This window comes from Pseudomonas sp. EA_65y_Pfl1_P113 (assembly GCF_963970525.1).
Lineage (GTDB): Bacteria > Pseudomonadota > Gammaproteobacteria > Pseudomonadales > Pseudomonadaceae > Aquipseudomonas > Aquipseudomonas tritici.
In genome coordinates, this window is sequence record NZ_CAXAQM010000048.1 from 1 (window position 1) to 13519 (window position 13519).

Here is a 13519-nt window from a genome sequence, read left to right on the forward strand (position 1 = left end):
TTGATCATTTTTACGACTTGCAGCTTGAAGCTGTCGTCGAATGTCCTGCGTTTGCCAGTCATGAAAAACTCCTCGATAGATGCATTCTCCACCTATCGAGGTGTCCGGGGAAATTAGACCACTACACTCTTCAGGGTCACATTGAAAATTGTTGCTCCCAGCCCTTGATCACCCGCCCGGTGCCGATCACACACTGGAACGGTTTGCCGCGCTCCCAGGACGAATCGAATACCGTGCCGTCTTCCAGGGTGCCGGTGTATTGGGTAGTAATCAACGCGCCCTTGACCACGGCTTTGCCAGTGCCGGGGCGGATGTCGGTGATTTGGAGTTCGTCGTGGCTCATGGCGGTTCTCATTGAGGACGCAAAGGATGGCGTTTTTCCCAGAATCAAGCGGGTTTGGCAAGCTTCAAACGCAACACTGACAGTTTCTACGCGCCGCAGCGCCTTTCAGGATCAGAGGGCTCTCTCTGCGCTTGCTGCCTGAAATTCACTTACAAAAAAACACGATGTCCCCTCCCCCCAAAACACCTTCAGCTTATTTCTCGCGCCCAGTGCTAACGCTCAACCTATGAAGCGTTCATTACGCTGAATAGGGAATATCAGAATGACCATCGGTTCCGGCTTCAACTACCCCGCAGACATCGCCCAGCGCCAGCATCGAGAAAAGCGCTCTACCGAGAAGAAATGGAGGGCAACATTTCCTAATCCACCCGACCTGTGCTTTGACTACCGCGCGTTGGTTGAACAGGTAAACGGGATTGCCCAGGCCACTGAACCCAATCATAAGATCTGCGTTATTGGCGCTGGCATTACCGGCCTGACGACTGCACGCGAGCTTTACAGGTGCGGGTTCACAAACATTACCTTACTCGAAAAATCCAAGCGTATTGGCGGCCGACACCTTACCGCCCTTGGGAACAATCACACCAACACGCCAGGCAGGCCCCCTTTCGAGATGGGTGCAATGAGGATGCCGTTCTTCAACAAGACAAATGAGCCTCCCAAAGACGGTCGCTCACTGATGGCCTATTACGCTAACGAATTCGATTTGCGCCATTCAGACTTTCCAAACCCGGGCAGCCCGGCCGTCCGCTCAACAGGTATATTCCTCAGAGAAGGGAGCATAGATAACAGCAGTGAACCCACCCTGCTGATCTGGAAAAACGCCGATGGAAAAACAGCCCCGCCAGGGCAAACGCTGGGCCACGTTTTCGCGAAATGGAAGACATTTGCCGAGCGTATGACGCTGTGCGTCTCCGAAAATTACGGCTCCGAACGCTGGGAGGACATGTGGGCATCGATAGTAAGAAAATACGAAGGTATGTCCTTTCGGGACCTGGTCAAGTTGCCAAGTATTGATACGTGGCACCACAGGGATCCTGGAAACTTTGGCGGCCTGGGTATGAGTGCCCAGGAATCTGCAGTGTTCTACGCCATCGGAATAGGTGATGGCAGTTGGGGCGCCTTCTATGACGTCTGCGCGCTTTACCCTCTGCGCACGGCGATATTTGGATTCAGCAGTCATCTGCAGTTGATCCACGGACGGGTTGACGCAGACGGTACGCCCATGGACGCACCGTACTTGAATGCTAAAGAGACGCTGGACTCCAGAGGGCTGAAATTCAACAAACCAAACTATATTGGCCTTGGATCGCTGGCGGAATCGCTGCTCTTCATAAAACCCGACGAGACCGATGATTCTTTGTACGAACACCTTTTAAAGCGCCCATCCGGTTTACTGACCAGCAGTGCAGTGACAACACTGAAAAAACTCAAGAACGGAAAAATACGGGTGTATTACAGCTGGAATGCCACACAAAAAGACAAAACAGAAAACGTATTTATCGATTGTGACGCTGTCGTAATGACACTCCCCTCCTGGCTGATCGAGACACAAGTATCAATTGAAAACTTCAGCCAGGAGACACTCCCATTCAACATCATAGAAGCCTATAAGACCGCCCACTGGGAAACCAGCTGCAAAGTCTACGCGCCACTAAAAAAGTCGTTTCTCTCAGAGAACAAGAACATACCTCAAGCGATCGTTACGGACAGCTGGGTACATGATGTATATACCTACCGCTACCACAATAATAATACCTATGACTGCATCCTCCTCAGCTACACGTGGGAAGACGACGCGACCAAGCTATCGGTATTTGACGACGAACAACTGGTCGATAAATGCATAAAAGAGCTTGACCGAATCCTCTTGAAGTCCACAAACATCAAAGAAAAAATATCACCTTATATAGGACATAAACAGGCCGTCGTTCAACGCTGGATGAACGACAAGCACTCGCTGGGTTGTGCAAAGCTCTATCGCGCAGGCACCTACTACGCCGCGGTGTCCTTAATGAAATACAACAGGGACTTCTCCCACAAATCGGGACTTTATCTCTGCGGCGAGTCGTTTTCCGTTGATGCTGGCTGGACTGAGCCTTGCTTCAGAGGCGCCGTCGACACCGTGATAAACATCTGCAATAAAACACGCGCCAATTTCAACGGCGGCTTTGACATGCAGGACTACCCAGCCTACAAAACCGAGCAACAAAGGAAATAGACTACGCAGCAACGAGAACCGTCTGACTTTCAATTAAACATATTGTCGCCTCTTATAAACATCCAACCATTTTCCGGTTGTATAACAATAAGAGGTCACCTCAATGAGCGAACCAGTAAGCCCTGCACGCGTAGCGGTCATTCAACTTGATCCACAGGTCGGCATGGCCAACCGCGCCAATAATCTGAGTCAGAGCCTCGCACTGGCGGCCGAAGCCGCGAACGGCGGAGCCAACCTGATCGTGCTGCCCGAGCTCACCAATTGCGGGTATTTCTTCAGCAGTCGCCAGGATGCTTTTGATCACGCAGAACGAGTGCCAGACGGTACCAGCGTGCAGGCGTGGATAGATTTTGCCTGCAGGCACCAGGTGTATCTGGTAGCAGGCCTATGTGAAATAGACGGTATGCAGCTATTCAATACGGCCGTGCTGTTAGGTCCCGAAGGCTACATCGGAAAATACCGCAAAGCGCATTTGTGGAACCTGGAAAAGCTATGGTTCACCCCCGGCGATACAGGCTTTCCGGTATTTGAAACGCCGATCGGCCGTATTGGCTTGCTGATTTGCTGGGACATCTGGTTCCCGGAGGTACCGCGCATTCTCAGCCAGCAAGGCGCAGATATTATTTGCAGCCTGAACAACTGGGTGTGGACGCCACCGCCGCTATTCGACGACGCGGGAAAATGCATGGCGTCATACCTGACGATGACCGCCGCCCACGTCAACAACGTGTTTATCGCTGCCGCCAGCCGCATTGGCGAGGAGCGAGACGCCCGTTACCTCGGATGCTCATTGATTGCCGGAACCAATGGCTGGCCGATTGGCGCTGTCGCTTCGGCCAATCGCCAGGAAATTTTGTTCGCCGACATTGATATCACCAGCGCCCGCAGTGCACCGATCTGGAACAGCCTCAACGATTTGCAACGTGATCGACGCAATGATCTCTACGATCAAATGCTCGGTTACGCCCAACACCCTGCCCTGCCGCGCTGATTGGAGGGTTGACTATGGGTAACCTCTTAGAAAAACCACGAACCCCCTGGTCCAACATTGACAAGACTGTTGTTGTCATTGCGCTGACCAGCGCTCTGATCATTATGTGGTTAGCGTTCACCGGGCCCTGGCCTGGCTACACCGATATGGTGCAAAGCCTCCCACACCCTGTTGCCTGGCTGCGCTGGGTACTTGGCGATATCAGCGAGGTCGCTTTCTACAAACATGAACTGGCGTCGCTCGGCCTGCTGGGAGGTGCCTACCTGGCCTGGTGGGCCAGCCGAAGGGGTAAGGCCTGGCAAGGTTTCTCCATTTCCTATGGGACCGGATTATGGCCTTGGCTGATAACCAGCTCGTTGCTCGGCCTGCTACTCAGCAACCTGCTGTGGGGATGGGCTGTCACCGCTGAGACGTGGCAACCGACGTTCGCGGCGTTCGTCTCGTTGCCGGCGGCAATGGTGCTGATGTTTGGCGGCGGGTGGAAGGTCACCCTCACTGGCGCAGCACTGGGCGCTGTGCTCGTTACGCCGATGTGCCTGTTGATCGTCAACTTTGTCTGCGTGCCGCTGGGGTTGCCGACGGTGATTGGCAATGTGATGGGCATGGCTATCGGTAGCGTGATCGCGTTTATGCTATGCCGTCGGATGCCCTCTGTGGTGCGCTCGGACTTTACCCCACCGGCCAAACCGGAGCCTGCCGCTCTTCCCACTTATGGCGTGACTTGGAGCCTGCGCCGGGTGCTGGCAGATTTCTCCGAAGCGCCGTTTTTTGGAAACGAGCTAGCCAGTCTGGGTCTGTTGGCGGGAGTCCTCTTGGCGTACGCCCTGAATCCCGTGAGCCCGGCGTACGGCTCAGGCCTCATATTGCACCTGATCGGCGCGCAAGCACTGACGTCTGCGCTGGGTGTGGTCATCTGGCGACGTGAGTGGATCAAGCGAGGATGGTATCCCACCTATGTTCCCTTGGTGTCAGTAGTACCGGCTGCCGTGTTGACCCATGGAGGAAGTTGGATGGTGATGGGATCAAGTGCGCTGCTCGGTGCATTGATTGCTCCACCTTTAGCGTGCGCCATCGCGGGGAGGTTGCCGGCCCACTTCCACCCCTACATCGGTAACGTGCTCTCAATGGCGTTGAGTACGCTGATCATCGTGCCAGTCGTGGGATGGTTAGTGGTTTAGCAAAAGCGTGGTGAGAGGTCCCCCTCTCACCACCCTCATCACAACACGTCAGGCCAACGGTACGCGACGATTAGTCAGCGCCATACGTCCCACAAAGAAGCTCAGCGCCGCCCCCCAACAGCAGCATCGCCAAGGTGCTCCAGGCCGCACGGGAAACCTGCTTGGCAGCCACTTCACGGGCTTTCTGTTCAGCCTGTTGCTTCAGCTCTTCGACCTTCTGCATGGCTTGCTGATAAGCCTGGGCGTAATTGTCGACGATCTGCGTGGCTTCTTCCTTACTCTTGCCGGTACGCGCCGCCACGAAGTTGACCAGCGCTTCTTTATCCGCCGCGTTCACCGGACGCTATCACGCGTTCAAACCACTGCTTCAACTGGTCGCCTGCCTGCGCAGGATTGGTCGCTGCATCCGTCGCCGCGGCAATACCGCTGCTGGCAGCCGACAAGCCTTTACCCACCATGTTGCCGGCGGTGTCGAGCACACTAAGGACCAGGTAGGTCACCAGGGCAATTGCACTACCGGCCAACACCGCGCTTCAGGGCACGCGAAACAGCGAGCGATCGGTTTCATAGACAGTGGTCATACAGAGGTACTTCGCACGTTATGGGAGCACGACGATGTGCCTTGTTGAGTAGGCGTGTGGCGAAACGATAGCTGTTCAGTCGTGGCGCAAATGCACCAGATTGCCTGATGCATTTGCACTCCGTCCCCCTCACTTTCTCTGCACTATCCTGAAGCGTGCATGTCGGAGTTTTTATGCGCTTTTTTCCGGAGAAATCATGAGCCAGGACGTCCTCGCTAAAGAAACCAACCGCCGCCAACTGCAGCAGATCATTTCCGGGTTATCCGATGGGATCATTCTCGCCGAGGTCGACCAGACCATCCTGTGGGCCAACGAAGCCGCACTGACCATGCACGGCGTGGGCGACGTGATGGGGCTAGGCGCGGATGCGCAGGCGTATGCCGAGCGCTTCACGCTGCGCTATCGCAACAATCACCCACTGCTGCCGGAAAACTATCCCCTGGCCCGTGCTGCCGCTGGCGACGAATTCAGCGACGTCGTGGTGGAGGTGATTCCAAACGCCGATTCGGACAAAACCTGGGTACACCGCCTGCGCAGCCTGGTGATCGCCGACTCGCATGGCGAACCGGAGCTGCTGGTACTGATCCTCAGCGACGCTACCGAATGGGCCAGTGCCGAGCAGCGCTTCGAGAAAACCTTCAACGCCAACCCGGCGCCTGCGGTGATCTGCCGTCTGAGCGACTTGCGCTATATCAAGGTCAACCAAGGCTTTCTGGAGATGACCGGTTACAACCGCGACCAAGTCATCGGCAAGTCCGTCTATGAGCTGGACGTACTGGAGCAGGCCGAGCGCAAGGGCCTGGCGATCCAGCGCTTGGGCGATGGCGCGACCATACCGCAGATGCAGGCCGAACTGAGATTGCCCGAAGGCGGCAGCAAACTGGTGATCGTCGCCGGCCAGCCGCTGGACATGAACGAAGAGGCCTGCATGCTGTTCTCCTTCACTGACCTGGAGCCTCGGCGCAAGGCCGAAACCGCGCTGCGCCAGAGTGAAGAACGGTTTGCCAAATCATTTCGCCTGACCCCGGTGCCGACGTTGGTCTGCAGCGCCGCCAACCGCCAAGTGGTGGATGTGAATGAGGCGTTCATGACGATCACCGGGTACACCAGCGAAGAATTGATCGGCAAGGCCATCGAAGACATTGGTTTTATCGACAGCGCAACGGCTGGCGCCCTGTTGTTCACCACCCTGGAAAAAGCCGGAAGCGTTGACGGCCAGGACTTGAAGGTGCGCAAGAAAGGCGATGAGGTTATCGACTGTGTCGTGTCCGCCGACACCGTGATCATTCAGGATGTGCCCTGCTACCTGCTGGTGCTGATGAACATCACCGAACGCAAGCGCTCGGAGCTGGAACTGGTGGCCGCCATCGAGGAAGTCATGCAAGACGCTTCATGGTTCAGCCAGACACTGATCGAGAAACTGGCGAACGCCAAAAGCGTCAACAGCCCCAACCTGCCGAATGTCGCGTTCACCGACCTCACGGCCCGCGAGCGGGATGTTTTGGGGTTGATCTGCGAAGGGCTGGCTGACAAGGAAATTGCCTCGCGCCTAAAACTGGCGCCCAACACGGTGCGTAACCATGTGGCCACGGTGTACTCCAAGCTGGGGGTGCATAGTCGTAGTGCAGCGATCGTTTGGGCCCGCGAACGCGGACTGTTTGCCCGCGAGTTGCGGCTCAAGAACAAGTGAATGCGGTGCAAATGCACTAGTGCGTCTAGTGCGAATTCAACTTATGACACGGGCAAGTAAACCCTAACCTTCAGGGCGTGGGCACAAGGCTTTGATCGTGTGCCACCGCATTAACACCCTGAAGGAACCCACATGTTTACCCTCTCTCAACTGCGCAATTGCATCGAAGAAGGTCTGTCGCCACTGACGTGCGAATTCACCCTGTGCCGGGACGCGTCGCTGACCCTCAAGGTCTACGACGCGGAGACCGGCCGGGTCGACCTGGTTGTCACCGGGATCAGCACGAACCGGCTGCAGACCCCGCAAGAAGTCGAAAAAATGGTGGAAGAGCTGCGTTACGAACTGCAATGCAACACCGTGGGCAAGCTCACGCTGGATGATTTGCCTTCAGCGACGCACCCATGAAATAGAACACCCCGCCCGCAATGATAAACGCCCCCAGCATGTAGAACATGTAGTGGGCCGGCAGGCTGGCCAGCACCAGCCCACACAACACCGGCCCAAGGGCAGCCCCCAGGTTGGACAGGTTCTGCGCCCCGTAGTACATGCCGCGCAGGTGGTCCGGGGCGATGCGGTCGATAAACATGTACTCGGCCGGAAACACGATGATCTCCCCCACCGTGAACACCGCCATTGCCAATACCCACCACAGCACGCTGGTGGACAGCGCAAAACCAATGATCCCCAGCATGAACATGCCCAGTCCTGCGATCAGCCACTGGCCCAAGTAGCGATGCGAGATGCGCCGCCCAATCACATACTGCAGGGCAATCACCAACACGGCGTTGGTGGTCAGCACGGCGCTGACCACGGTGTAGGTGTATTCGGCGGTGGTGGTGGTGACCAAATATTGCGACAGCCATGCAGTGAACTGACCGAATACCACGGCGCTGAGCACGCCGCCAACGGTGAAGCAGACCAGGCGACGATCGCGCAACAGCACGCGGCCAACGGCAAGAAAGGGCACCGGCTTTTGCGTGGCATCAACGGTCGCCAACGTGCGGTCACCCCAACGCCAATACAGCAGGAAAAACCCTACACCCAATAGCGCCGAAAGGATAAACGGCAAGCTGATGTCCAGCTTGGCAATCATCGCCCCGAAAAAAGGCCCTACGGCATAGCCGATATTGGTCAGGGTGTACTTGATGGAAAACACTTCGCTGCGTGCGTCTTCGGGCAACAAGCTGGCAAAACCGGCTTTGACCGCGATATCGATCACCGCGTAGGCCAGGTTGATCAGGATCAGGCAGCTGTAGAACGCCCAGATATTCTGCGCGAGCAGCGTGCCGATAAAGCCCAGTACAAACAGCACGCTCATGCCGAGCAGCAACCGGTAGCTGTTGATACGGTCGACCAGGAAGCCGCCATAGACGCTGAGCAGCGAGCCGACAATCAGCGAACTGCCGATCACCAGACCGACCTGAGTGATATCAAGGGCAAAGTGGCTGGTGAGGTAAATCACCAAGTACGGAAACGTGATCGCCTTGGCCAACGTGAGCATCAACGTGGCGGACAGCAACAGGTTAACGGTGCGGGGGTAGTTTCTTATTGTGGCAAGCATCCTGCTTTCTTTCCTGGAAGGTAACGCGGCCTTTACGGCCGGCTACCTTAACTCAGGAACAGGGCACGAATGCAAGGTCATTTCTTGACGGGAGTGATCTCAAGGATGGTGCCGTTAGTGGTCTTGAGCAGGACGAATTTATCGCCCACCCGCGCCCACTGGCTGTCTTCTTCAGGCTGCTTGAGGCCGCGTTTTTTCCAGTCGCTGACAGCTGATTCCTTGCGCATCAACATATCCGGTGCGCGGTCGCCCTCTTTCAAGTCACGGGCGTTGATATTCGAAGGTTGCACGGTTTCCTGGGGGGTATCACCGGCGTGCACGACAAAGCTGGCGGTGGACAGGCTGGCGGCAACCAGCAGGCAGGCGATTAGGGACTTGGACTTCATGGGTGCTCCTTCAATTAATGGCGCTTACCCAGGTTCGGACCGCTGGCGGGTCTGATCATTCAATCAAGCCTTGGCACGGAGTGAGCTAGGCAACTGCCACAGGTGTGCCTTGATGGAACACCATCCGCCACTGCCCCTCTTCAGCTCGCCATACCGAGCTGCGCAGCGAAGCCCCACCTGCGTGCCGATGAGAGCGATAGGTCACCAGAGCCACACCTTCAGTCAGCCTTTTCACCGTGAAATCAGTTATACAGCGCGCAGAAAACACCTGATCCTGCAGTCCGGAAATCACCTCTGCCTTGCTGCCCCACACATTTCCACTGGCACCAAACTCAACAAAATCATCCGCCAATAGCTCCGCCAACCGCGTCGCATTCGAACGGGTAGTCGTTTGCTGCAGCGCCTGTTCAAGCTCAAATAAGTGCGCGTCTAAATCCATTCCATTGCCTCCATGAAATAAATCCTGTAATTTTTCATGAAATTTATCAAAATAAATTTCATGACCCCACAAGAAGAACTCTCCACCCTGGCCGCACTGATCCACGATCTGCGCAAGCACAAGAAGCTTACCCTCGCCCAGCTCGCGCAGAAAATCGAGCGATCCGTGGGTTTCCTGTCCCAGGTCGAACGCGGCCTGTCGCGCCCGACCGTGGCCGATTTGACCGCCATCAGCCATGCCCTCGACGTGCCCACCACCTACTTCTACAGCCAGCCCAAACCCAAGGCGGTGGACTGGATCACCCGGCCCAACGAGCGGCGCACGGTGTATTACGCCAATGGCATCACCGACATCCTCGTCTCGCCCAGCATGAACGGCGCCTTTTCGATGCTCGACAGTCTGTTGGCTCCCGGAGCCAACAGCGGTGAACAAACCATGAGCGACCGCGCCGAGCAGGCCGGCTTTGTACTGGAGGGCGAATTGACGCTGTGGGTCGACGGTGAGACCGATCCGGCCACCCTCGGCCCCGGCGACAGCTTCCACCTGGCCAGCTTCGCCCATTGCCGCTACGCCAATCTGACCGACCTGCCCGCCCGCGTGTTGTGGGTTTACAACTAGGAGCTGCACCCGTGAAAAGCCATGCCACCACGTTATTGGCCGAAGTACGGACCTTTCGCCAGAACCATCCCGACGTGCGTTACGTAGACTTGATCGCCTTGGACATTCCAGGGCACTTCTACGGCAAGCGTTACCCCATCGAGATGCTGGAAAAAGTCGCCGCCGGCAGCCCGCTGAAGCTGCCACAGAACGCCGTGCTGCTGGGGGCTCAGGGGGGGCTGTTCAAGATTGGTGACTATTGCTTCAACGACGGCGACCCGGATGCCAACCGCCGTCTGGTGCCGGGCACGCTCAAGCCGGTGAGCTGGGAGTCGCAGCCGCTGGGCCAGATGCTGATTACCTCAGACGGTACCGAAGCGCCCATCGAATTCGAACCTCGCGAAGTGCTGGCCAAGGTGCTGGAACGCCTGCAACACAAGGGCATTCACCCGGTGGTGGCGTTCGAGTTGGAGTTCTACCTGTTCGACAAGAAACTCGACAATGGCCTGCCGCAATGCGCCCGCGACCCACTGAGTGACGACCCCGACGACCAACCCAACCTGCATATCGAACGGCTATCGCGTTTCAGCGAAGTGCTCGACGACATGGCGCAAACCGCCAAGAACCAGGGCATCGACATCACGGTGATCACTGCCGAAATCGGCCCCGGCCAGTTCGAAATCAACTTCGGTCACCAGGGCGACGGTATGCGCGCCGCCGACTGGGCCGCCCTGTTCTGTCGCAGCACCCGCGGCGTAGCGCTCAAGCACGGTTACCGTGCGAGCTTCATGGCCAAACCCTACCTGCAATTCCCCGGGAGCGGCATGCATGTGCATGTCAGCCTGTATGACGGCGCGGGCAATAACCTGCTGGCAGCGCACCAGCAGCAGCCATTGCGCCATGCCGTGGCCGGCTGCCTGGAATTGTTGCCGCACTGCATGCCGATCTTTTCGCCCAACCACAACGCCTTTCGCCGCCTGGGCGGCACGGTCAACGCGGCAACGCGCGCCAGTTGGGGCTTTGAAGACCGTGATGCGTGCGTGCGGATCCCCGAGTCCGACCCGCGCAACCTGCGCGTAGAGCATCGCCTGGCGAGTGCGGATGCCAACCCGTACCTGGTGCTGGCGGCGATCCTGGTGGGCTTGGAGCACGGTCTTGAAGCCAAGCGCGAACCCATCGCCCCACTGAACGAAGATCGCACCAGCGGTACCGACTTCCCCCTGGAAATGCTCGACGCCGTGCGCGCCATGCAACATCAACCGGTACTGCGCGATAAGCTGGGCGCCGAATTTGTCGACGTGTACTGCGAGAACAAACGCCAGGACCACTTGGCTTTCCAGCAAGAGATCCCTGCGCGGGAATACCGCTGGTTTCTCTAAACATCCCCTATGGAATCACCGATGACTGACCAAAGCGCCCCGGCCCTCAAGGAAATCTTCAACATCGAACGCCTGCACCACATCGCCACGCAAATGACGGCGGTGTACCCGGCCTTCGACGCCAAGGGCTTCCTCCAGCACGCCAAGTCCGGGCTGACGGAGTTGTCGGTGATGCAGCGCATGGCGCGGGTCAGCGAGAGCCTGCATGCAGTGATCCCGCTGGATTATGCGCAAACCCTCAAGCTGCTTTACGCCCTCGCCCCGCGCCTGAACAGCGCGTTCGTCAGCCTGTTCCTGCCGCACTTCGTGGCGAATTACGGGCGGGATGACTTCAAGCGCTCCATGGCTGCACTCCAATACTTCACCACCTTTGGCTCCGCCGAATTCGCCATCCGCCACTTCCTGCTGGATGACTTCCAGCGCACGTTGGCGGTGATGCAGACATGGTCGCTAGATGACAACGAACACGTGCGCCGCCTCGCCAGCGAAGGCTCGCGGCCGCGTCTGCCGTGGTCGTTCCGCCTGGCCGAAGTCCAGGCGAACCCTGAACTGTGCGCGTCGATCCTCGACAACCTCAAGGCCGACGGCAGCCTTTATGTGCGCAAGTCTGTGGCCAACCACCTCAACGACATCACCAAGGACCACCCGGAGTGGGTGCTCAGCCTGATCGAGGGTTGGAACCTGGACAACCCGCACACCGCCTGGATCGCCCGCCACGCCTTGCGCAGCCTGATCAAGCAAGGCAACACCCGGGCGCTGACGATCATGGGCGCCGGGGCCAGGGCCGAGGTGAAGATCCATGACCTCAAGGTGACACCGGCGGTGATCAACCTGGGGGAACGGATCGAGCTGTCCTTCAGCCTGGAATCAACCGCCGCCGCCCCACAGAAACTGGTGGTGGATTACGCGATCGACTATGTGAAAAGTGCCGGGCACAGCGCGGCAAAGGTGTTCAAACTCAAGACGCTTACCCTCGGCGCTGGGGAACACCTCAGCATCCGGCGCGAGCAGCATATTCGCGAGCTGACCACGCGCAGGCATTACCCCGGCAGGCATAGCGTGCACGTGGTGGTGAATGGAGAGCGGTTGGGCAGCGCAGAGTTCGAGTTGCGCGCCTGACAGGTTTGAGTGAACCTGCACAGTTCCCACCGTCTTGATCCGGTCAGTCAGATCTCGCCGAGGAGCAAGCTTTGCTCCCGCGCGCACAACTCCACCACGTAATCCCACAACACCCGCAACCGCACTGACTTGTGCAACTCCCGCCGCGAACTGATCCAGTAGCTGCGCTGAATTCCCTCCCCCGGCAGCAAAGCCACCAGCTCCGGATCAGCCGAGGCCATGAAACACGGCAACACCGCAATGCCCAACCCTGAGCGTGCCGCCTGGTGCTGGGCTATCACGCTGGTGCTGTGGAACACCACTTTGGGGTTGCGGCAGAAGCTGCTGAGGAACTTCAGTTCCTGGCTGAACAGCAGGTCGTCGACGTAATCGATCCACGAATGCACCGCGAGGTCTTCGCGCTTTTCGATCGGCGGGTTACGGTCCAGGTAGGCGCGGCTGGCGTAGAGGGCCAGGCGGTAGTCGGTGAGTTTGCGGGTGACCAATTGATCGACGCTGGGCCGTTCAAGGTGGATGCTGATTTCCGCCTCGCGGTTGAGGATGCTGACAAAGCGCGGCACTGCCACCAGCTCCACTTCCAGTCCGGGGTAGCGTTCGAAAAGCCCACCCATGCGGCTGGCCAGGAACATCACGCCCAGCCCTTCGGCGACGCCCAGGCGGATCTTGCCCAAAGGCGCGGCGGAGTGGGTCAGTTCGTCTTCAGCCAGCAGCGCGACGTTTTCCATGGCTTCGGCGTGTTTGAGCAAGGCTTCGCCGGCAGGGGTCAGCTCGTAGCCTTGGGCATGCTGTACGAACAGCGCAGTACCGAGGCTTTTCTCGATCGCCTCGATGTGCCGTGCCACGGTGGCATGGGTGGTTTTCAGGCGTTGCGCGGCGGTGAGTAGGCGGCCGCTGCGCTGCAACTCAAGAAAGTACCGCAGGTCATTCCAATCGAACATGGCGCCTCCATTGCGTGACACGGGGTCGTGCTGTTTAAAAACGAACAGCAGCTGGGTAAAAACTAACATTTTTAAGACGAAAACTAACAACTAGGA

12 protein-coding genes and 2 pseudogenes are annotated in these 13519 nt (G+C 57.7%); 8 read left to right on the plus strand and 6 right to left on the minus strand.

The annotated features are described in order from the left end of the window. Positions 1-151 precede the first annotated feature (151 nt). Positions 152-343: pseudogene (locus tag AACY52_RS26185) on the minus strand (FKBP-type peptidyl-prolyl cis-trans isomerase); the annotation flags it as partial. A 262-nt stretch (positions 344-605) separates the two neighbouring features. On the opposite strand from AACY52_RS26185, the gene AACY52_RS26190 reads away from it, so the two are divergent. From AACY52_RS26190 to AACY52_RS26200, 3 genes are all read left to right on the plus strand, one after another. Next, a complete protein-coding gene (locus AACY52_RS26190; protein ID WP_339419496.1) occupies positions 606-2564 on the plus strand; it encodes an FAD-dependent oxidoreductase in 1959 nt (652 codons plus the stop codon). A 103-nt stretch (positions 2565-2667) separates the two neighbouring features. Further along, positions 2668-3555, plus strand: a complete 888-nt coding sequence (locus AACY52_RS26195) for a nitrilase family protein (protein ID WP_339419497.1) — start codon at positions 2668-2670, stop codon at positions 3553-3555. A 14-nt stretch (positions 3556-3569) separates the two neighbouring features. Next, positions 3570-4733, plus strand: a complete 1164-nt coding sequence (locus tag AACY52_RS26200) for a hypothetical protein (RefSeq protein ID WP_339419499.1) — start codon at positions 3570-3572, stop codon at positions 4731-4733. Between the two features lie 48 nt (positions 4734-4781). On the opposite strand, the pseudogene AACY52_RS26205 reads toward AACY52_RS26200, so the two are convergent. Further along, a pseudogene (locus AACY52_RS26205) lies at positions 4782-5260 on the minus strand (hypothetical protein). A 250-nt stretch (positions 5261-5510) separates the two neighbouring features. Between AACY52_RS26205 and AACY52_RS26210 the strand changes: the two are divergent. Beyond that, positions 5511-7004 (plus strand): helix-turn-helix transcriptional regulator, encoded by a 1494-nt coding sequence (locus AACY52_RS26210; protein ID WP_339420139.1) that lies wholly within the window; start codon positions 5511-5513, stop codon positions 7002-7004. Between the two features lie 132 nt (positions 7005-7136). Beyond that, complete coding sequence (locus AACY52_RS26215) at positions 7137-7409, plus strand: DUF1652 domain-containing protein (RefSeq protein WP_339420138.1); 273 nt, start codon at positions 7137-7139, stop codon at positions 7407-7409. Here AACY52_RS26215 and AACY52_RS26220 read toward each other — a convergent pair. The 3 genes from AACY52_RS26220 to AACY52_RS26230 all read right to left on the minus strand — a co-directional run bounded on the left by AACY52_RS26220 (position 7372) and on the right by AACY52_RS26230 (position 9462). Continuing rightward, a complete protein-coding gene (locus tag AACY52_RS26220) occupies positions 7372-8565 on the minus strand; it encodes an MFS transporter (protein WP_339428078.1) in 1194 nt (397 codons plus the stop codon). The two genes, AACY52_RS26215 and AACY52_RS26220, sit on opposite strands and share 38 nt — an antisense overlap. A gap of 77 nt (positions 8566-8642) precedes the next feature. Continuing rightward, positions 8643-8951 carry an RcnB family protein gene (locus tag AACY52_RS26225; protein ID WP_339420135.1) on the minus strand — a complete coding sequence of 103 codons (309 nt, stop codon included), beginning with the start codon at positions 8949-8951 and terminating at the stop codon, positions 8643-8645. A gap of 85 nt (positions 8952-9036) precedes the next feature. Further along, entirely contained in the window at positions 9037-9462 is a 426-nt protein-coding gene (locus tag AACY52_RS26230; RefSeq protein ID WP_339560971.1) for a DUF4440 domain-containing protein, read from the minus strand. On the opposite strand from AACY52_RS26230, the gene AACY52_RS26235 reads away from it, so the two are divergent. Genes AACY52_RS26235 through AACY52_RS26245 form a run of 3 tightly spaced genes read left to right on the plus strand, consistent with a single transcriptional unit; the run spans position 9451 to position 12485 of the window. Beyond that, on the plus strand, positions 9451-10008 hold the full coding sequence (locus AACY52_RS26235) for an XRE family transcriptional regulator (protein ID WP_339420132.1): 558 nt from the start codon (positions 9451-9453) through the stop codon (positions 10006-10008). The two genes, AACY52_RS26230 and AACY52_RS26235, sit on opposite strands and share 12 nt — an antisense overlap. 11 nt (positions 10009-10019) lie before the next feature. Further along, complete coding sequence (locus tag AACY52_RS26240; RefSeq protein ID WP_339420130.1) at positions 10020-11366, plus strand: glutamine synthetase family protein; 1347 nt, start codon at positions 10020-10022, stop codon at positions 11364-11366. 21 nt (positions 11367-11387) lie between these two features. After that, positions 11388-12485: a DNA alkylation repair protein gene (locus AACY52_RS26245; protein ID WP_339438953.1), complete on the plus strand. Its 1098-nt coding sequence runs from the start codon at positions 11388-11390 to the stop codon at positions 12483-12485. A 47-nt stretch (positions 12486-12532) separates the two neighbouring features. On the opposite strand, the gene AACY52_RS26250 is transcribed toward AACY52_RS26245, so the two are convergent. Next, positions 12533-13423 (minus strand): LysR family transcriptional regulator, encoded by an 891-nt coding sequence (locus AACY52_RS26250; protein ID WP_339428082.1) that lies wholly within the window; start codon positions 13421-13423, stop codon positions 12533-12535. Between the last annotated feature and the right edge of the window lie 96 nt (positions 13424-13519).